Annotated in this window: 19 protein-coding genes and 1 pseudogene; 18 read left to right on the forward strand and 2 right to left on the reverse strand. The window is 45.1% G+C overall.

Annotation, left to right across the window (positions count from 1 at the left end):
• The first annotated feature begins 301 nt into the window (after positions 1-301).
• From AC58P7_RS17885 to AC58P7_RS17895, 3 genes are all read left to right on the forward strand, one after another.
• The gene (locus AC58P7_RS17885) at positions 302-1,780 is read left to right on the forward strand and encodes a GMC oxidoreductase (protein WP_497345155.1); all 1,479 of its coding nucleotides are present in this window, start codon (positions 302-304) and stop codon (positions 1,778-1,780) included.
• A 36-nt stretch (positions 1,781-1,816) separates the two neighbouring features.
• Positions 1,817-2,605, forward strand: a complete 789-nt coding sequence (locus AC58P7_RS17890; RefSeq protein WP_497345156.1) for a sugar phosphate isomerase/epimerase family protein — start codon at positions 1,817-1,819, stop codon at positions 2,603-2,605.
• Positions 2,606-2,738: 133 nt separating this feature from the next.
• Positions 2,739-4,217, forward strand: coding sequence for a GMC oxidoreductase (locus AC58P7_RS17895; protein ID WP_497345158.1), 1,479 nt, complete (start codon positions 2,739-2,741; stop codon positions 4,215-4,217).
• 128 nt (positions 4,218-4,345) lie between these two features.
• Here AC58P7_RS17895 and AC58P7_RS17900 read toward each other — a convergent pair whose 3' ends face one another.
• Entirely contained in the window at positions 4,346-5,779 is a 1,434-nt protein-coding gene (locus AC58P7_RS17900) for a GMC oxidoreductase (protein ID WP_497345160.1), read from the reverse strand.
• Between the two features lie 99 nt (positions 5,780-5,878).
• Between AC58P7_RS17900 and AC58P7_RS17905 the strand changes: the two genes are divergently transcribed.
• From AC58P7_RS17905 to AC58P7_RS17940, 8 genes and pseudogenes are all read left to right on the forward strand, one after another.
• On the forward strand, positions 5,879-6,112 hold the full coding sequence (locus tag AC58P7_RS17905; protein ID WP_497345162.1) for a DUF3502 domain-containing protein: 234 nt from the start codon (positions 5,879-5,881) through the stop codon (positions 6,110-6,112).
• A gap of 506 nt (positions 6,113-6,618) precedes the next feature.
• Positions 6,619-7,386: a sulfatase gene (locus tag AC58P7_RS17910; protein ID WP_497345164.1), complete on the forward strand. Its 768-nt coding sequence runs from the start codon at positions 6,619-6,621 to the stop codon at positions 7,384-7,386.
• A gap of 2 nt (positions 7,387-7,388) precedes the next feature.
• Entirely contained in the window at positions 7,389-7,607 is a 219-nt protein-coding gene (locus AC58P7_RS17915) for a hypothetical protein (RefSeq protein ID WP_497345166.1), read from the forward strand.
• Between the two features lie 6 nt (positions 7,608-7,613).
• Complete coding sequence (locus AC58P7_RS17920) at positions 7,614-7,844, forward strand: hypothetical protein (RefSeq protein WP_497345168.1); 231 nt, start codon at positions 7,614-7,616, stop codon at positions 7,842-7,844.
• 9 nt (positions 7,845-7,853) lie between these two features.
• Positions 7,854-7,949: pseudogene (locus AC58P7_RS17925) on the forward strand (DUF8821 family protein); the annotation flags it as partial.
• Between the two features lie 95 nt (positions 7,950-8,044).
• Positions 8,045-8,326: a hypothetical protein gene (locus AC58P7_RS17930; RefSeq protein ID WP_497345170.1), complete on the forward strand. Its 282-nt coding sequence runs from the start codon at positions 8,045-8,047 to the stop codon at positions 8,324-8,326.
• A 138-nt stretch (positions 8,327-8,464) separates the two neighbouring features.
• Positions 8,465-8,779: a hypothetical protein gene (locus AC58P7_RS17935; protein WP_497345172.1), complete on the forward strand. Its 315-nt coding sequence runs from the start codon at positions 8,465-8,467 to the stop codon at positions 8,777-8,779.
• On the forward strand, positions 8,769-9,725 hold the full coding sequence (locus tag AC58P7_RS17940) for a hypothetical protein (protein WP_497345174.1): 957 nt from the start codon (positions 8,769-8,771) through the stop codon (positions 9,723-9,725). The genes AC58P7_RS17935 and AC58P7_RS17940 overlap by 11 nt, the downstream gene beginning before the upstream one ends.
• Before the next feature lie 519 nt (positions 9,726-10,244).
• On the opposite strand, the gene AC58P7_RS17945 is transcribed toward AC58P7_RS17940, so the two are convergent.
• Positions 10,245-12,305: an S-layer homology domain-containing protein gene (locus AC58P7_RS17945; RefSeq protein ID WP_497345176.1), complete on the reverse strand. Its 2,061-nt coding sequence runs from the start codon at positions 12,303-12,305 to the stop codon at positions 10,245-10,247.
• A gap of 299 nt (positions 12,306-12,604) precedes the next feature.
• Here AC58P7_RS17945 and AC58P7_RS17950 point away from each other — a divergent pair, with 299 nt between their 5' ends.
• From AC58P7_RS17950 to AC58P7_RS17980, 7 genes are all read left to right on the forward strand, one after another.
• A complete protein-coding gene (locus AC58P7_RS17950) occupies positions 12,605-13,516 on the forward strand; it encodes an ABC transporter ATP-binding protein (protein WP_497345178.1) in 912 nt (303 codons plus the stop codon).
• 1 nt (position 13,517) lies between these two features.
• Positions 13,518-14,270, forward strand: coding sequence for an ABC transporter permease (locus AC58P7_RS17955; protein ID WP_497345180.1), 753 nt, complete (start codon positions 13,518-13,520; stop codon positions 14,268-14,270).
• A 232-nt stretch (positions 14,271-14,502) separates the two neighbouring features.
• A complete protein-coding gene (locus AC58P7_RS17960; RefSeq protein WP_497345182.1) occupies positions 14,503-16,275 on the forward strand; it encodes a sensor histidine kinase in 1,773 nt (590 codons plus the stop codon).
• A gap of 14 nt (positions 16,276-16,289) precedes the next feature.
• Positions 16,290-17,360 (forward strand): response regulator, encoded by a 1,071-nt coding sequence (locus tag AC58P7_RS17965; RefSeq protein ID WP_497345184.1) that lies wholly within the window; start codon positions 16,290-16,292, stop codon positions 17,358-17,360.
• A 127-nt stretch (positions 17,361-17,487) separates the two neighbouring features.
• Positions 17,488-19,242 carry an extracellular solute-binding protein gene (locus tag AC58P7_RS17970; protein ID WP_497345186.1) on the forward strand — a complete coding sequence of 585 codons (1,755 nt, stop codon included), beginning with the start codon at positions 17,488-17,490 and terminating at the stop codon, positions 19,240-19,242.
• Between the two features lie 86 nt (positions 19,243-19,328).
• Positions 19,329-20,219, forward strand: coding sequence for an ABC transporter permease (locus tag AC58P7_RS17975; RefSeq protein ID WP_497345188.1), 891 nt, complete (start codon positions 19,329-19,331; stop codon positions 20,217-20,219).
• Between the two features lie 13 nt (positions 20,220-20,232).
• Positions 20,233-21,120, forward strand: a complete 888-nt coding sequence (locus tag AC58P7_RS17980) for a carbohydrate ABC transporter permease (RefSeq protein ID WP_497345190.1) — start codon at positions 20,233-20,235, stop codon at positions 21,118-21,120.
• Positions 21,121-21,216: the final 96 nt, after the last annotated feature.

Genomic DNA, 21,216 nt, shown 5'->3' on the forward strand with positions numbered 1-21,216 from the left:
CAAATCCGGTTGGGAAATATGAAGTTCTCCGGCAGAACGGGTTATTTTTTCAGAATGCGCCACATGTTGAAAAAAGATTAGCCGGGTGCGGAACCGAAACGCAAGGTGATCCCGATCTCGTGAGTAATTAGAACCTTTAAGGATGATTTCATGTAATTCAATTCTTTTCTTTAGAGCAATTGAGTTGCTCTAATGGGCAAGCACGGACGGCATTTATTGCATTCTACATGAATAGAATACTTACAATTGTTGATTGGCGGAGATAGCGAAAGCGATCATTTTCATCAAGGGGGGAGATAAAATGCCGGGCAACATGCTTGAGGACGACGGATCCTATCCATGGATTCCGCTGGTTTCACTGGAGCAGATGGAACAAACCGAATATGATGTGGTCATCGTCGGTTCAGGTGCAGGCGGAGGCGCTGTTCTTTGGCGGTTGTGCGAGCAATGGAGAGAAAACGGAAAGCGAATCGGCGTTGTAGAGGCCGGAGGCCTCTTCCTGCCGACACATGCCTTAAACGTACCTACGATCGGAAACATTGTGAAAATACATAATCAAATTGGTTCCAATCCTAACTATGTCAAGCCTGTTGGTATCCAACCATCCGGAATGCCTGGTGCAAGGAGCCTGCATGCAATCGGCGGTAAAACGCTGCTATGGGGTACCGTTGCTCCCCGCATGCTGGAATCGGAGCTTGCCCGGTGGCCGATTCCGTTAAAAGAACTGCAGATGTATTATAACATTGCGGAAGAAATCATGAATGTCAATAAAGATTATCCGGAAGGAAAATATTTCACGTCTATTGTCCTGAAACGGCTCCGGGAAAGAGGATTCATTGAAGCGGACCATTTACCTCATGCAACAAACTGGAAGGCCAGTCATGACGGCGTTGTAAATTCGAACGTCTATTTCAGCTCAATTACCTTTTTGGCGATCGCTTTGAATATAAGACTGCTTGATATTGCCATTAATGCGCATGCCGCCAAGATTTTGTACGCGCAAGGCAAAACCCAGGGAGTGGAGGTTATAGGCTCCGACAAGAAATCACACTTCATTCGAGCAAAGACGGTCGTTTTATCGGCTGGCACCTTTGAATCCCCTCGTATTTTATTGAATTCCGGACTCCATGGGAATATCGGCCATTATCTCACCCCTCATTCTCCCTTGGCTTCAATAGGTATGATTAATAGAGCGGAGTTTCCTGAGTTGTTAGGTGTAATCTCAGTACTTATTTCTCAAACGGAAGAACGTTCGTTTCAATTAGATATTCAGGGGCCTATGCCATTCCAAGCGTATCAATATCAAGTACAGCCGCTGCAAAATGAGCTTCTTTGTTACATGGACGGCTATGGTGTGGTTGAGTCGCGTTTCGAAAATCGGGTTTCCATAAATCCCGCTGTCCGTGATGAATACGGAATACCGGAGATTCAGATTCAATTTAATTACAGTGAAAAAGATTATGCCGTCATTCACCAAATGGCGCAGACCATGCTTCAGGCGGCAGGCGCCGCCGGTATGAGACTGATTCCTCAGAGTGGACGGCAAGAGCTAATAACGCTGGGACTGCCAGGAAGCGATAACCACGCAACGGGAACGTGCCGAATGGGCAATAATCCAGAGAAAGCGTCAACGGACAGATTCGGTGAAGTTTTCGGAGTATCCGGCTTGTTTGTGGCAGATAACAGCGTCCTGCCTGGCTTACCATCTGCGAATCCAACATTAACGTCGATTGCTTTGGCGATCCGCACCGCGGATTATATCAGCCGGAGATTCCGCTAAACAAGGAACGGAATTGACTGAGATAGGGTGAGATGGATGCGATTTATAAAATACGGTAATGAAATGCATGAGAAGTCCGAATTTCCTTCGGGACTACAGCTATACTCGGTATTTAAGGAGACCCAGGAGGATTATTTCGGTACGCTTAAGAAAGTGGCGGAAATGGGATATAAATTAGTAGAGACGGTCAGTTGGAGTTATCTGAATCTTCCAGCTCCAGAATTACGAAGTATGTTGCATCGTGCAGGGTTAAATCTCATATCCGCACATGTAATTGACATTCAATTGGAGAAAGATTTGCAGAATCAACTTGATTACGCCCAAACGATCGGCGCTCGTTACATCGTTATCCCTTTATTAAAGGAAAGGTTCGCAAACAAGGCGGCGCTTCAAGCGACCATTTCTTTCATGCGCAGGATCGGCAAGGAAGTAAAGCGTCGAGGAATGCGGCTGCTGTATCATCCGCACGATGTCGAATTTAAACTAATGAACGGAGTTAGCATCGTTGATCAAATTCTTTCGGGGGTAGGTAGCGATTTATTGCAATTAGAATTGGATTTGGGCTGGGTAAAAAAGGCAGGTTTGGACCCCATTGCAACACTAAAGAAGTACAGAGGCGTAACTCCGATTGTTCATGTGAAAGATGTGGATCAGAGCGGTAACTTTACAGATGTCGGGGGCGGCGCGATCGACTGGCCTTCGGTGTTTCGTGTGATGAAGGAAATCGGTGTTCACTATTATTTCGTAGAATTGGAACCCGGCCCACATCCTTTGGAGAGCGCAAAAAACAGCATTGATTATTTGAAATCCATAGGCGAAGCATAGGAGTCTTGTTAAATTCCCCAGTCGAAACTAAATCATCGGGATTTTATTCCTCTTTTTGATCCTCAAGAATAAAAGTATTACATGCTTTGTTTTTAATGAATGGTTGATTATCCGTTCTTAAGGAGAGGGAAAATTGCCGAACAATACATTGGACAGTTATGGATCCTATCCATGGATTCCGCTGGTTTCACTGGAGCAGATGGAGCAAACCGAATATGATGTGCTGATCGTCGGTACAGGTGCAGGCGGAGGCGCTGTTCTGTGGCGGTTGTGTGAGCAATGGAGGGCAAACGGAAAGCGCATCGGCGTAGTAGAAGCCGGAGGCCTCTTCCTGGCGACACATGCCATTAACATTCCTACGATCGGCGACACTATAAGATTACATTTTCAAATTTACTCCAATCCTAAATATGTCAAGCCTGTAGGCATCCAACCATCCGGAATGCCCGGTGCAAAGATCCTATATGCAATCGGCGGCAAAACGCTGCTTTGGGGTACCGCTGCTCCCCGCATGTTGTCGTCGGAGCTTGCCCAATGGCCGATTCCGTTAAAAGAACTGCATATGTATTATAACATCGCGGAAGAAATCATGAATGTCAATACAGATTTTCCGGAAGGAAAATACTTCACGTCCATTGTCCTGAAACGGCTTCGCGAACGGGGGTTCATGGAGGCGGACCATTTACCGTTTGCAACAAACTGGAAAGCCAGCCATGATGGAGTAGTAAATTCGAACGTCTATTTCAGCTCAATTACATTTTTGGCGATAGCTTTGAATCTAAGGCAGATTGATATTGCCATTAAAGCGCATGCCGCGAAGGTTTTGTACGCTCATGGCAAAGTCGGAGGCGTGGAGGTTATAGGTTCCGACAAGAAATCACACTTCATTCGGGCGAAGACGGTCGTTTTATCGGCGGGCACATTCGAAACCCCACGTATTTTATTGAACTCCGGACTCCATAGGAATATCGGCCACTATCTCACCTCTCATTCTGCCCTGTCCTCAGTAGGTGTGTTTAATAGAGCGGAGTTTCCGGAATTAATGGGGGGGTTGTCGGCTCTCATCCCTCAATCGGAGGGACGTCCGTTTCAATTGCAGATGGGGGGACCTATGCCATATTTTGATTATCAATATCTAGTACAGCCGCTTCAAAATGAGCTTATCAGCTATATGACCGGGTATGGAAAGGTCGAGCCGCGGTTCGAAAACCGAGTTACCCTTAGTCCCGATATGCGTGACAAATACGGAATTCCGGAGCTGCAAATTCATTTCAATTATAGTGAAAAAGATTATGCCGTTATTCATCAAATGGCGCAGACGATGCTGCAGGCGGCAGATGCCGCCGGCATGAGACTGGTTTCTCTGAATGAAAGGCAAGAACTGATTACGCTGGGACTGCCGGGAAGCGACGGCCATGCATCGGGAACGTGCCGGATGGGCAATAATCCGGAGGAAGCAGTAACGAACAGATTCGGTGAAGTCTTCGGCGTGTCAGGTTTATTTGTGGCGGATAACAGCGCTTTGCCTACCTTACCTGCTACGAATCCTACATTAACGACGGTTGCTTTGGCCATCCGTACAGCGGATTATATCAGCCGGAGATTTCGATAGGGGGAGGTTGTGTTGGGCACTATGATTGACGTTAAGGTCAATGGAAGGAATCGAAGCCATGCATATGAGAAGGAAAGGGCAGGCCGAAAATAATTCGTCTGTCCTTTCTGCTGTCATCCACATCCCGATTACAACATTTGACTGTTGATATAATCTGCGGTACGAATCGCCAATGCCACGGTAGTCAAAGTCGGATTGGCAGGCCCGCTCAGACGTACCACACTGTTATCAGCCACAAACAGACCGCTTATACCGTGGATTTGACCATAGGGGTTGGTTGCCGACGTCTCGGGATCAACGCCCATCCGGCAGGTTCCGCACTCATGGTTATCTTCCCCTGGCGCAATCTGCCTAGGCTGACTTTCCCAATCCAGTTTCATACTGGTTACTGCACTTCGCATAGAGCGGAACATTTCATTAATCAACGCCCGGTCCTGATTGCTATAGGCAAAATCCACTTGCATCCGTGGAACACCATATTCATCCTGTGTATCTGGTAAAAGGTATACGCGATTTGCATATTGCGGTTCAATGGTTCCAATGCAGAAAAATCGGAATTTCAGTTCGTCCAAGAGCGGCTTCTCTTCATAATCGTACCAAAAATAGTCAAAAGGAGAAGTTCCAAAACCATAAATGACCTGCCTCTTATCCTTAGGAATTGGAATCCAGATATTGGCAACGCCTGCTACTTCGCCAAATTGGTTGCGGTTCGCTTTGGCATCGGCTGTGACTTTCATATGATTAACCAGATAGTGCCCGATAGCAGGCCCTTGAATGCCGGAAGCAAGAAGAAGCCGCGGTGTCTCCCATGTGCCGCAGGAGAGGATCACGGTTTTGGCTCTTATCTTATAGGTTTTCTTATCCGGGGTCATGACCATAACGCCAACGGCTTTCCCTCGATCTGTCAGCACTTTGACAGCCCGCGTGTTAACTGCCAAATCGAAGGGTCTTATATTCAAAGCATAAGACAAAAAGAGAATCGAACTGAAGAAAACATTCGAATGAACCTGGCCATACTTGGTAGGTTCCAAATCAACCGCCATGGGGGTATCTGTTGCATCGTGAAATCCGCTAGAGCGAAGCCGGTTAAGCAGAATTTGCTGAATCGAAGAGCCCGCGGCATATCCTGAAGTTACATTCATGATTTGTTCGGCGATCAGATAATAAGGAACCATTTGTTCATAGGAAATTGGCCAGGACAAGAATCTATCGGGGGTTAAACGAGGTGATAGCAAGTACCATTGGAGCGTTCTTCCACCAAGCGCTCTTACTATTCTTGCTCCTGGATAAGAGGGCCATAACTTCCCGATGTACTCCGTATGTATTGGATTATTAAAGTATTGAACAAAACGCTCATCATTCATAGTCGGGATATTCCGTCCATGTGTCGGCAATAACAGAGAACCCGCTTCAATCACTCCGATTCTTTTTTCATTTTTACTTAAGTGCTGGCAAATTCTCCAAAGAGCGGCTCCCCCTCCCGCACCGCTGCCAACGATCAGCACGTCATAATCCGTTTGTGCCATATTCTCAATGGGAGTTAACGGAATCCAATCGTCCATAGTCATATATCAACAACCCTTCTGGAAAGTATATCCTCATATCTATGTGTAGATCGCGATGGTTATGTAACGCAAAAGCAAGCAGCCCCACTGCATGTAGTGCTTACTTTTTTCTATTCACCGGCCGAAAAGCTGCCGGAGTTGAGAGCAAAGCTGAAGGCCGCGGGTGTTGATAAAGTAATAGTGAAGAAACAAGAGGCTTTCCAACGATTTTGGTTTGAATCGTTCGAATCTCATCTTCTGTCATGCCCCGTCCGTCATCATGATTTTTTCTTTATATGTTTAGATTACGAAATGCAAAGTTTGTTTTGCGCTATATCGGAACAATTTTGAAACGAACTATAATAAAAGTGCAAGTCAAACTAAACATCGAGAGGGGAAAAAATAGCCAGAAAAAATAATGATCGCGGCTGTGCCATTGCGGTTGTCATGAGTAATTCGCCATCGCAGGCATTTTACCCGGTCCAATTGCCATGTACTCCGCGATTTGCGTCGGATACCGGAGGGCTTTGTCTTTTCAGATAAGGTGTGGGAGTAGTACTCCGATAGGTTCCATCCGACGTTCCATCTGGAGGTGAACCAGCTTGAACCGATAGACCCGCTTAATGGGACAAGGCGTATCATGCTCGAAGGTTATTACCTTTGTCATAAGTCGTACTGAAACAGGTATCGGGGGACAGCGCGCAGCTGGAATACGTCGGATAGCTTACAGGCAATATGGGTTTCCTCTGCGCCGCGAATATATGAATGAATTATTCGAAAATCAAAATAATTCAATAATAGAGAGGAACTAAAACATGAAGGCTATTATGCTTATGTTTGACACATTAAATCGACATATGTTACCACCCTATGGTTGCGATTGGGTTCATGCTCCAAACTTTCAAAGGTTAGCGGAGAGAACGGTTATGTTTGATCGTGCGTATGTAGGGAGTATGCCCTGTATGCCAGCTCGCAGAGAGATTCACACGGGGAGGCATAATTTCCTTCACCGCAGTTGGGGGCCGTTGGAACCGTTTGACGACTCCATGCCCGAGTTGCTGAAAAAAAGCGGAGTTTATACGCACCTTGTAACGGACCATCTACATTATTGGGAAGATGGCGGAGGAGCTTATCACACAAGGTACAATTCGTTCGAATTTATACGCGGCCAGGAAGGAGATCCCTGGAAAGGGCAGATCGCCGAACCAGAGCATCCAGCAATGGCCGAGATGGAAAATGTGCTTTCGCATATTCGTCAAGACTTTGTGAACCGCCAATATATCCGGGATGAAGCTGACTTTCCGCAGGCTCAGACCATAGAAAAGGGTATGGAATTTATCCGAAAAAATGTTATGGAAGACCGCTGGTTCGTTCAGATGGAGACGTTCGACCCACACGAACCATTTTTTGCACCGCAGAAATACAAGGATTTATACCCGCATGAGTACCAGGGGAAACATCTCGATTGGCCGCCCTATGCTCCCGTAAAGGAGACCAAAGAAGTCGTTGATCATGTCCGGTTTGAATATGCAGCGTTACTGAGTATGTGTGACGCGTACTTAGGGAAAGTGCTCGATCTGATGGACGAGCTTGATTTGTGGAAGGACACCATGTTCGAACCCTAAAAGTGCCAGCTACAAGCTTTAACCTTTCACATTCGTTTGGCACGTTATTGTTTGACGTATCAAATGACCCGTTACAGCAGTCCCCTTTGCAAAATAAGGAAGTTGAAGAAAACATGATTGTTTTATTGAAGGAGCTTATGGCTGCAAGTGAAACACCCGAAGAGCAATATATACGTTTAGGTCTTGCTAACAATGATATGAATAAGGACAACACAAAGTAATTATCCATGACCTTCAGTGAAAATACCCCACTTGGCATGTTGCTGGCTAATGAAGCCGCAGCTGCGGTATTGGAAAAATATATGCCTGGAATCTCAACTAATCCTACGGTAAGCATGGGCGCAGGCTTATCGCTCAAGCAACTGGCAGGCATTCCGCAAGCGAGCCTTCCTAATGAGTTAGTTATGGCTATTGTGGCAGATTTGGCTGGAATCGGGGGAAAGCTGGATCAAAGTTAGTAGAAGTCAAAGGAGTTAGAAGAGAAGTTTAAGTTTGCTAGGCAGAAGTCTAAAATAGCCGGAACAATTCGGGGCTCGTTTTTTGTAATTAAAGGAGAATATTAAAGTAAGGAAAAGCGTAAGTGGTCAATCACTTGTAAACAATTGCTTTTAAAAGGTTCCTCTTTTGGCAATCATATACCAAAAGGTGGTGATTTATATTGTGGATTATAAAAACAGAACATAAAAGAGATGAAGATGGTGGAACTGTAGCTCTAGAACTGGAAACCGATGATAAGCTTTTTGATGTTAATGTTAGATGGGATGGTTGTACAGAAATTCACGTATATTCAGTTACAGAAGAAAATCGTGAACTAAAAGATACTTTTCATACGTGTGATTTAAAAGGATTTATTGATACGCTGCAGACCCTTGATAAAGTTTGTCAGGATTACTTTGGTGAGGGAAGTTATTGGGAACGGAAAAAAGATGAAGAGGAATAGCGCATGTATAATGACCCGCATAATGCGGGTTTTCGTTTTTTTTCAATTCTCAAAATAATCCAATTTCTTACATATGATTTAAAGTTTTTGGTTATAGTACCAAATAGTGATAAACATGATGACGTGGAGGCATAGAGCATGTTAAATTTATCCGAACTCGAGAATGTTCATACGGATATTGAATCCGTTCACGAGGTCGTCCAATGTTTAAAGGCTAGAATCGATGGCATCTATATTGGAATTCACATCCTTAAGAATCGGGAGGGGAATTACTTTTATGAGCTCAGTCACTATTACAGAGGTGCAGACAATGCCGGTCTTTTAGTTGCAATGGAAAACCGTTATGCCACACTGGAGGAAGCAGCAAGGGGGGCACTACAAGATGCAACGATGTGTTACCGAAGAACTGATGAAGGCGGGTCTTGGCTAAGAAACGATTCCTTTGTTCAATAAAACAAGGGTTGCTGGATGTGAGAAGCGAGATGAATGGAAGGTTGGACTAGGGATGCAGCATACACTACTCTCAGAGCTAACGCAGCTTATCGCCGCACTCAAACGAAACGAGGCAGAGACCGTTTATACAATTCCGGGTGAGATCATGAGCGCTGTTAAAAAGGCAAAAAACCTGGAAAGGTTTCTACATGAAATATTTCTTGCTGTTAACGGCAGCGGCGGGGTCAACATCATTAGCATCATCCGAAGAGAATTTGGTATGCGATCGGAAATCGCCAATCATATTGATCAATGGGCGACGTTTAGCAGAGATCAACTCGAGGATGAACTCCACGATGCAATAGACCGGGCAGAAATTCGAGCAGGGAAGCAAAGCTTGTTTTTTGAAGGTAATCCCGACAAAAAAGAAGTGGCAGAAGCGCTTTCGCTGCTCAAAGGCATCGCACATGCGGCGGTCAGGTGCCAGTTTAATCCTAAGCGTGCTGGAGAGGAAGCATATATCGAGATACTGGATCATCTCATCAGGTTTTGCGGGCTTCCCCATACGCATTCTGCAGGTAATATGATCAGCTATAGAAACCTGATTTCTTCGGATCGACTGTCCTCGATGTCAGGAAACAATGAGCTCATTACTACCGCATTAAAAGCTTATGTAAAAGAGTGGTATCAGCGTACATCCTTTACGTTCCTTGAAGACAGGGAATGGTATTATACGTACGAATCCGTTCTAGCATATACATATATTTTAACCGGAGAGCAGCTTGAGCGTTTGCAAAATGATTTTATCCAGTATATCCGAGATGAATTCATATTGGTAAAGGCCAAGCCGGAACTTCACAAGGCTGAGCAGTTGAAAACTATGCTAGAAACCGTATTGAACTGGAGGGCTCCTAGTGAGGCAGAAAGTAGTTCAATCAATGCAGCTTCTATGTTGACTAAAAATTAAAGACTGAAGGAACGTACTTTGTTCCCACCAGTCTTTTTTAATATCGTTCTAATTAACTTCTGAAATATGCTGTTGAGTTGGCTTGAAAACTATTTCTATAGAGAACGTTATCTCTTTAGTTAACCTACAAACACAGTAAATGACGGCATTATAATTTTTTAATTCACATAGATTGTTGAGAAGAAGCTTGCAGTGTCGATTGAGCTTGACTAATCAATGATTGTGCTTGTGTTATTTCAGTTGAAGCCATTTTATGTACGGGAAAACGATTTAATCTTAGTGGAAATGGGTCGTGTATAAGACTACTTGTAAGATATCAATCATTTTCCAGTTCTATTTGGGTACTAAGAGCGCGCCGAATAACGATCTCCTAATTATCAAACACAACCAGGTTCCCGCAGGATTGAACGGCACTCTCTCTCCACTTGCAGACAGTTTACTGGAATAAATCGGAAAGGCGCCCTCAGTTAAGTGACTTCTAGAAAAAACTACAGTCAAAGAGCCAGGAATGGAAGCCGTCTATTGCGTTAAAAAATAAATTGGAATATCTCCACCAGCAGCGGGGATTGCAGTTTCGGTCCGATCATCTCCTAAATAAGACATTTGAAGGAGATGGATTTGTCCAGGCTCAAGAGACAAGTCGGTAAAATCTAGCCTGATCTCCACTATCTTGCCATTCGCTTTCGTAGTGTATTCCGGGGCATTCAATGTTTTGATTAACGACCACTTCCAGTCATCGCCGTTACCGCTATAATGGTAAAGCCGGTTACCTTCAAGTAAATAATCCGCCCGGAACTTCTGCCATGGTGCAACAAGATAGCCGTTATCTGACCATGCATCCGTGCGAATGTACAACTGCCCCTTACCCGGCGCCACCCCGGTTTCGAGTAACAAATGGAGACTATCGGTTGTACCTATCACCTTTAGACTGCCACCCTCACTTTGCTCAAAGGCGGATTGTTTCGTCCAACCCTCCATATTTTCGTTTATTGATGGTAGAGAAATCGATTCCGATTGTTGCCGAAGAAGTGCTCCACGACCAAAGCTAGCACCATCTCCATCCAGAAAAACGACTCCTAGACGAGTTCGAGCCACCGTTTCCGTACCGGAGAGGGTGATTGGCTGCTGCGGGGCTAGCTGGGCCCAACCGGAAAACAAATCTTTGTAATGAATCAGGGTATTCCGATCGGCGGAAAAATAGAAATCTGTCCATTGGAAAGGGAATCCGTGCATTGCAGCGGCCCACCACGCATAAGCAAAGGCTTCGCCGGATCCGTCCTCCGCTCGGGCGGAACCGGCGGGAACGGTTGAAACGGCCGCAGTACGGATCCCTTTCGTTTCCTGGTAAAAGTCACATTTCGCTGTTTTCTCCAGCCATAGGTCAACGGGCATAAAAGTGCCCTTGCTGAATAACCAGCTCTCGGATAAATACCAATCACCGGACTTGACCCGAGAAGGTGAGAGGCGGCCTTTCTCATCGTAGTCGCCATTCACATCGTCCGGATTCCAAGCCCCCATGAATACACGAAGCCCTCTTTGATGAATGTAGTCGATCATATGATTCTGTCTTTCGCGTGTAACGTCAAAATCATAACCGGCATTATCGAGATAGATTCCGTATGCCCCTAGCCGCTTCCACTCATCGACGTCATTTTCCATCTGCTCGTAAGAATGGTTGCTGGTTTTTACGCCAAGATCAACGTACCCGAATATTTGCTTGCCTTCCTGAACGAGGGTCGCGACTACCTTAGAGGATCTTTCCCAATCCCAATAACCCGGGTGCTCCACGCCGTCTCCAAGAATAAGCAGATCGAAAGGTTCGAACGCTTGAACCGCCTTTTCGAGGTTCCCCGCGGCATCATTGACAAGGCTCGGCGTTCCATAGTAAATGCCGAATCGCGATAGTGCCGTTTCTGGGCTCTCTTCAACTGATCGAGTGGCGGTGATGGATTCGGCGGGAGGGAGGAACCGTTCCTTTCCTCCTTTGACAGCCACTTTCTCGAGAAAACGAACCGCTTCGGCGCGGGTAAGTGTGCCGTCTGGTTCGAAACCGACTATCGTCTGACCTGAACGACCTTCGGCCAGGCCTTTTTGAAAGAGAAATTTAATAGCTTCCGACACCGAGTAAACGTTGCCGAATGTTGATGCAATCATTTGGGCGACTTGTCCACGCTTGACGGGAAGCGAGCGGGTGGCAGGGATTCTACCACCCTGTACCGGGATTGAATAAAGCGCGGCCGCAGCATAATACGCATCACTCCAATTCTTTGCATTGGAGGGGACGAGGTGCTCAACTGACTTTTTTGTCTGAGGGTAAAATCGTAGCAACATGGAGAGAAACTCAGCTTCGGTAACCGCCCGTTGAGGGAGAAGCAGCTTTTCTCCGTTTTCTTCATAGCCGTTGATGATCCCCTCATTAACACCCCATACAAGAGTATCGTAATACCAGGCCTTATTTTTGCTGTCCAAGTCAAGGTATTCCGTCGAATGAGATGCAGCGTAAGAGGCCGAAGGGAGGGTCTGGCCAACGACTACAACTGTCAATAAAACCGCAAGCGTCTTATGTAATATATTGTGCAAATGTCATTACTCCTTATAAGGTATCGAAGTTCCTTTCCCCATTATAGTTAAAGTATGGAATTTATGGCAATCGTTAAAGTGGATTATTCCGTTATGGTGGGATGAATGTGGCCGTAAAATACTTTAGTGTTTAACAATTGGGAAGGTGAAGTTCTTGTCAATTGGCGGTGATATGAACTTGATCCGATTCCCGTTTTGTGAACTGAATTCGGATGTGCGTATTCGTTATTTAGCATGTGCGGTAAGATGTTTACAGACAGCAAGGTGAAGAGAAGAAAATCATAGGAGGAGTGAGTTTTATGAAAAAATTAGCCATTCAATTGGATCATGTAACGAAGGATTATAAAGGGAAAAAGGCAGTCGATGATTTGTCATTGAATGTGGAAAGCGGAACGGTATTGGCGCTGCTTGGTCCCAATGGAGCGGGAAAAACAACAACCATATCGATGATTCTTGGTTTGCAGCAACCGACAAGTGGGAAAATCAAGTTGCTCGGAGAAGATCCGCGTGATATCAAGGTGCGCAATCGAATTGGCGCGATGCTGCAGGATGTAAGTGTAATCGATAATCTGAAGGTTGCGGAGACGATCAATTTATTTCGCAATTATTATTCAAATCCACTTTCGCTGGAGCAGCTGCTCCATATCTCTGGATTAGAAGCGGAGAAGAATAAAATGGCGGTATCGTTATCGGGTGGACAGCAGCGCAGGTTAGGATTCGCATTAGCAGCTGCAGGAGATCCGGAAATTATTTTTCTCGATGAGCCAACGGTGGGGATGGATATTACTTCGCGTCAGCTTTTTTGGGATACGATTCGTGCAATGGCTGGAAGAGGTCGGACGGTTGTATTAACGACTCATTACTTAGAAGAAGCGGACAATTTAGCTGATCGCATTGTCGTTATCAATAGCGGTAAGCTAGTGGCCGATGGTACGCCGAGTGAGATTAAAGCTGGAACAACAGGGCGCGTCATCTCGTTTACAGCTGGGGCATCCGTTACAACAGAAACTTTGCGAGTTGTTCCGGGAGTTGCGAACGTGGAGTGGAGTGGACGCAGAGTTAAGCTGGCAAGCAGTGATACGGATCGATTGATTGTTGCGCTAATAGAAAAGAATATCGACATGCGTGACATTGAAATTCAAAGCGGCGGTCTGGAAGATGCCTTCCAAGCACTCGTTCAAATTACAAATGAATTAAAAGGAGCAGTTTAGGATGAATACAAAACTTAAAGCGACAATAGCCCAATGTAAAGCGGAGCTTTTGAGGACGATACGGAATAAACGGTTTGTTTTTTTCTCGGTGGTTATGCCGGTTGCCTTCTTTTTTCTTTTTACCAGTACAATGGATAGTGGTACGAAAGTAAATGGTACGGATTGGGCTTCTTATTATCTCATGTCGATGACGGTTTATGGTGTGGTAGGTGCGGGTTTAACTTCGTTTGCTCAAAGAATTTCTAAAGAGCGTTCACAAGGCTGGATCCGCATGCTGAAAATTACACCGCTCCCTTCTGGATCGTACATCCTTTCTAAAGTGGTGGCGCAAGGCTTGATTAACTTAGCTATTGTTTTACTGATGTTTATTATTGGCGGTCTTGGTAAGGGAATTCATTTATCTTCTACGGTTTGGATAGAAAGTGGGCTTTGGATCTGGATTGGCGGATTCTCGTTCATGGCGTTAGGCACGTTGCTTGGTTCAATCAAAAATGCTGATGCAGTCCAGGTTCTTGCGCTAATGTTATACATGGGGCTTTCAATTTTGGGTGGTCTTTGGTTTCCGTCAGCTTCTATGTCTAGTACAATGCAAACGATTGCTAAATTCACACCGACCTACCGATTGGGGCAAGGGGCTTGGAATTTGGTTGGTGGAACGGCAATAGACTGGAATGGTGCACTTATATTAGCTGCCTATGTGATCGTGTTTATATTATTATCAACGTATATTATGAAAAGACAGGAAGCGATTTAATCGATGGGTAAATCAGGTGTGCGGCCCCAGTATGGCCGCCCTTCTAGGTGAAGCTATGAGGGGAAGGGCAAAGGTTCTTCCTTTTTATTTTCAACTTTTCAACATACGTGCATGTTTCACACTGGTCCAGAAGGATATATACAACCTGTATCGAATACTCATAACGATGAAGTAAAAGGCTCTATATGGAGGTTTATCTTGCCAAAGGTATTTCAACAATGGGGTGGTGAGCGTGCGCAGCAATAGATGGATTAATCCTTTGACTGTGAAAGCTATTCGTATTAAGGCAGGTCTTGTTAGATTGTTGCGTAACCCTTTCGGTACTTCTTCGCTTAGGAAACGAATTGTCGTTACTCTGGTATCGAGTTTTCTAGGTTGTTCCATTTTAATGGCGGCTGTTTCGTACAATGCTATTAACACGATGCAGCAAAACAAAATTAAAACGAACATGGCCTTCGATTTGTACCAGCAATCTATGAAGCTCACGCAAGTTTATTATAATCTGCTCCAGGTAACACAGCAAATGACACCTCAAGGCAATGTCGGCAACCTCATGGATACGTATTTCTCCACTGACGATCTTTACAAGAGATTTCAACTTTCGCTTAGCGTATCGAACAATATCGGACTGATCTCATTTTCTAACCCGGCCATGGAGCTGGTGATGTACTATAACCCCGAGGACAAGCACCCCCTTTATTCAAATCTGCCACTGCGTGAAGATTTTACAATGCAATCCTTGCCTAATGTGGCTGGCAACGAGAGCATCAAATATCAATCGCCACATTTATCGCTTTGCAGATTTAGTGATGATCAGGTCGTTTCGGTGACGAGAGAAATCGCTTTTTCTGACGGTACGAAGCAAGTGATTTATGTCGAGGCTAAGTCCGATATCGCGACGGACATTAGTAAACTTTCATCCAGTTTAAATTTGCCGTATGTGCTGATTTTGAGCGATCAAGAGGGGCAGGTTACATACAGCAGCAATCCTAGTGTTTTTTCTCTTGGACAGAACTTAAGTCTTGAAGGGAGTTCAGGCATAACGAGAGGTCACATTTGGGATCAGCTAGTTAGCGATTACGGTTATCATATCGCTCTTCTGCTACCCGTGGAGAGCTATAACCACGAATTTTACACTTGGAAAAATCATATGTTGTTAATATTGGGAATCGCTCTTATCATTCTTTTATCGATCGCTTTGCTGCTGCTGCGTCTGATCAATAGACCGTTGCGCGTGTTCGAATCGGAAATGGTAGCGCTCGGAAGAGGGCACATGGGCGCGATGCAATATCGTACAGGCATTTCCGAATTTGACAAGCTATTTGACCAGTTTAATAAAATGAAGCAACAAATTCAGCAATTGATTATCGATGTTGAACACAAGGAAAAACGACGGCATCAGTTGGAAATAGAGAAACTCGCATATCAGATAAACCCCCATTTTTTAATGAATACGCTTAATTCGGTACGTTGGCTGGCTGTCATGCATCGGCAGCCTGAAATCGACAAGTTCGTTTCAACGTTGATTTTTTTGCTTAGTTACAATTTAGGGAAAACCCAGGAAACGGCTACGCTCCGAACAGAAACAAAGGTCATGCGCGCCTATCTTGATCTGCAGCAAATGCGATACGATTTCGAAGTGAATTTGGATATTCCTGAGGGCAGCTATCTCGATAGTCCTGTCGCCCGGTTTATCCTTCAACCTGTTGTAGAGAATGCCGTCTGTCATGGCCTTGATGAACACGGCAAGCTGGAGGTGCGCATTTCGCCTGACGAAATAGCTCGTATCATCAAAATTATGATTCGCGATGACGGAAAGGGACTTAGCGAGGAGACGCTTGCGCTGCTGCAGCGTGAATCGCCTGATCAACAGCAGACGGGCCGGGGGATCGGTCTGCGATATGTGCGGTCTATGTTGGAAGCGTTTTACGGTGACAGAGCGCGTCTGCATATTGAAAGCACTCCGTATCATGGTACAACGGTTATCATGTATCTCCCCTATTGAAAGGAGAAACAGATATGATCCGTGTTTTAGTTGTCGATGATGATAAACTCGCGCGAAAAGGATTGATTTCAATCATGCCATGGTCCGAGCATGGCATGATTGTAGCTGGAGAAGCGGCTAATGGCGCAAAAGCATTGGAATTTCTGGCGCAGCATGCCGTGGATCTCATGTTTGTCGACCTCTCCATGCCCGTGATGTCAGGCATAGAACTGATTCAGGCAGCACGAATAAAGCACCCGAGTTTGCGTTCCGTTATGCTTACGTTTCATGAAGATTTTGAAAATGTGCAAAAAGCTTACCGATTGGGGGTTCTCGATTATATTTCCAAAGTGCGTCTGGAGTTGGAGGATGACGAGCAAATTCTCAAACGTATCCGGCATAAGCTAGCTGACGAATTTCCTCAGCATGTACCGAAAACCGGATCCACCGTGCCTGTCCAACATGATATTTTTAGAGATGAGAACGGTCGAGATGATGAGCAATGGCGCAAGCTCGAACAAGATTGGCATTCGCTTTACTGGTTGTATAACGATGCTATATTCCAGCAATTATGCACGCAAACGATTGAGTCGAATCGTTCAGTTCGCCGTCTTGAAGCGTTATTCATGCGTGTGATCTCGCAAGTTGAGATCGCAGCTCAGCTTGATACGGGGTTCTGGTCTGAAATCGATGACATCCGGACGGCGGTAGAATGGATTCGCCGCTACCGGATATTAATTTATTCGCAGGTAACAAAGTCAACAGATTTAACGAAAACGATGATTTGCATGCTCAAGGCGGTGCTGTTCATTCACCAGCATACGGCTGAAACGCTGCATGCAGAAAATGTTGCCGAACATGTGAATATGAGCCGGAGCTATTTTTGCCAATGCTTTAAAAAGTTAACAGGGTTGACATTCAACGATTATCTCAGGCAAGAGCGGATCCGTGCTGCTGAGCGGCTCTTATGCGAAACGAATCGGTCGGTGACATGGATTGCCAATGCTGTCGGGTATGGCGACGCCAAGTACTTTTCGCAGATTTTTTACGAGCAGACGCGGTTGCTGCCATCCGAATTTCGGGCACAATTCAATAGGGAGAATTGATCACAGATAATCGAACAAATACCCCCCTAAATGAAAAAGTTCCTCATAAACACGAGACATCCTTCAGACTCTTTATCTAAACCTTACATGTATAATAAAGGCGAAAGGATACAAGGGAGGGATTAGGTTGAAAAGAAAACTTGTAAGCGTTCTCCTGACAACATTGCTTGCTTCAAGCATGGCAGCTTGTACTTCTACGAAAGATTCAAGCGAAACGAAGGCGCCTTCAACTTCTGATGTGAAAGCTTCTTCAACACCAGAAGTGAAAGCGTCTCCAACATTGAGTTCTACACAAGCAACAACTGGAGATGATGCAGCATTTTCCAAATTTGCATCTCCTGTCGATGTTCATATCGGCATGGTTGTGGATCCGACAGACAAAACGTTGCCGCAAGGTGACAGTGTAGGTAATAACCAATATACCCGCTATCTGAAGGAGAAGTACAATATCAACATTATCGTTGATTGGACGGCTGCAACTGGCAATGACTATAAGCAGAAGGTCAGCCTCTCCATTGCATCGGGTAAACTTCCGGACGGCATGGTTGTTGACGATCGATCCTTTATGACGAAAGCCGCCAGTTCGGGACTGCTGTACGATATCACCGATATGTTCAACCAGAATGCATCTTCTCAAGTAAAGGATATTATGGCAAGCACACAAGGGCGAGCGTTGGAGAACGCAAGCTACAAAGGCAAAATGGTATCTCTCCCCAATATTACGGTCGATACCGATGGCGTTCACATCATGTGGATACGCAAAGACTGGTTGGATAAGCTGAATTTGCCGGTTCCAAAGACGGTTGGAGACATCGAGAAAACAGCTAAAGCGTTCATCGATAACCGTATGGGCGGGGACAAAACAATCGGCATTGCCGGCCCGTCAAAGAATACGTTTCCTTACGCTACTTTCCTTGTTTCTTCCAACAACATGGGTGGATTCGATCCGTTATTCGGCGCTTTAGATGCTTATCCGGGCTACTGGCTGGACAATGGAAACGGCTCAGTCACCTACGGGACGACTACGGACAATACCAAGAAGACGCTTGCTTTTCTGGCTGATTGGTATAAAAAGGGACTTATAGACCCTGAGGTTGGTACCCGAGACAATGTAGGGGATCCGATCAATGCCAACAAAGCGGGTATATTCTTTGGTCCGTGGTGGAATGGCGGATACGGAAACGGCGATTCCTTCAAAAACGATCCAAATGCCAACTGGCAAGCCTATCCTGTTTATTCCGATGATGGCAAATGGAATACCCATATGAAGACTACTGGCAGCACGTATACGCTTATCAGTAAAAACGCGAAGCCGGATGTCGTCAAAGCTATTCTCATTATGAATAACGCGCTTGTTCGCGATGAGGCTTCTTTCAATTTATCCGTCGCTGTGGCCTGGTATCCGCTGCGTAACGTGATGGCGGCTGCCAATGAGACCGAGTACGAGTATACCGAACTTCTCAAAGTATTGAACGGGCAGAAGAAACCGGAAGATTACAATGTGCCTAACAGCTTGTATAAGCTGATGTATGCGGATGCGAAGAAAGTACAAAATGTCATTAAACCGCCATTCGATAACCTGAATGTCAGCAACTTCGACAAGACAAACTTCGGCGATTTCCAGCGTCTATATTCGCTCATGATTGGCGACCGTCCATTTTCAACGATACCGATCAATAAAAAAGTATTCAGCGTAACCTATAACCAAACGCCAACGATGGAGACCAAATGGGCAAATTTGAAAAAGATGGAGGATGAGACTGTACTAAAAATCATCCTAGGCCAAGCGCCAATCGATTCATTTGATAAGTTTGTTAAAGATTGGAAGGCTCAGGGCGGGGATCAGATCACAGCAGAAGTAGCGGATCTCCTTAAAAAATAACTTGTAAAAACTTGCAAAAGGCGTTGATGGACTCAACGCCTTTTACAAATTTTCAATAAAGCTGTTGAGATTGGGGGACAAACGTTATGAGGAAAAGGGGCTTTCAGAAGCATTATTATTTGATGCTGCTTCCAGGCATGGTTTGGCTAATTATGTTCAGTATTGTGCCGATGTTCGGCATCGTGATGGCATTTGAAAATTATAATCCCGGAGTGGGCATATTCGGTTCCGAGTGGGTTGGGTTGGAAAATTTCAAATACATGTTTCAATTGAATGACAGCAAATCGGTAATCATAAACACATTCATTATCGCCGTGGGCAAAATCGTGTTCAATTTGGTCATCCCATTAATATTTGCAATTTTGTTAAATGAACTTACCCACATGCGCTACAAAAAGTTTGTTCAGACGGTCGTCTATTTACCACACTTCTTATCCTGGGTCATTATGGCGACGATTGTTATTGGCATTTTTGGCTATTACGGCGTCGTCAACACAGTCATTCAGATGTTTGGGGGAGATCTCAAGCTTTTTATGGCGGATGCAAGTATATTTCGTCAGTTGATCATCGGCACAGATGTGTGGAAAGAATTCGGCTACAATGCCATCATTTATCTCGCTGCATTGACAGGTGTCAACATGAATTTGTATGAAGCGGCTGCAATCGATGGAGCCAATCGCTGGCAGATGATAAGGAATATTACACTTCCGGCGCTATCGACAACGGTCGTGCTGCTGGGAGTTCTAAGCCTAGGCAACGTGCTCAATGCTGGTTTCGATCAGGTGTACAATCTGTATAATCCGCTTGTATACTCAACGGGCGATATTTTAGACACATGGGTTTATCGGCTTGGCTTGCAGAATCTTCAATTCTCACTGGCTACAACGGCAGGTTTGTTCAAGTCTATCATCAGCTTTGTGCTCATAGTCATCTCATACCGGCTGGCGTACAGATATGCCGATTATACGGTGTTCTAAAGGGGGAGTTGCAATGGTTAGAAATACCACGTTAGGTTCACGTACTTTTGAAATTGTCAATGTGATTCTCCTTGGCCTGCTCCTGCTTAGCTGCTTATACCCGCTATGGTATACCTTCTGTGTATCCATCTCTGATAAATCAGCTGCAAATGCAGGCTTGGTGACTCTCTATCCCATAGGTTTTTCATTATCTTCTTACAAAGAGATTATTAACGACAGACTTTTCGTGAATTCATTTTGGATTTCGATCCAACGAACCGTGCTAGGTACGGCATTCGCCATGCTGGTTACCGTTTTGATGGCTTATCCTTTGGCGAGACCTAAGAAAGATTTTGCTGCGCGAAATACGTTCATGTGGATCCTTGTTTTTTGCATGGTCTTTAATGGCGGTCTGATTCCATGGTATCTCACGATCCAACATTATGGTCTGATCAACTCCATCTGGGCGTTGGTGCTTGGCGGTGGTGTCCCGATCTTTAATGTAATTTTGATCATGAATTTTTTCCGGAATCTTCCTAAGGACCTCAGTGAAGCGGCAATTGTAGACGGTGCCGGCCCATGGGCAACCTTATTTCGGATCTATATTCCTTGTTCCATCCCTGTTCTAGCGGCAGTGGCGTTGTTTATCAGTGTCTATCACTGGAACGAGTTCTTTAATGGTCTGGTGCTGATGAACACTTCCGATAAATATCCGCTGCAAACCTATATCCAGCAGTTGGTTGTGAACATCCCGGTCGGCACAAACCTCACTCCTGAACAATATAAAAAGCTGTCTGAGTTATCCAACAGGACGCTCAATGCCGCCAAGGTCTTCATAGCCATGGTGCCGATGCTTATCGTTTATCCATTTTTGCAAAAATATTTCGTATCCGGAATAATGCTGGGAGCTGTGAAGGAATAACAGGAATGCAAATCCTGGTTTTGGAACTGATGAAGGGAGCCTAAAAGATACATACCTTACAGAGCTAGCAAATCTGAAATCATCAGCTGCGTTCAC

This window comes from Paenibacillus sp. J22FR5, assembly GCF_059691975.1.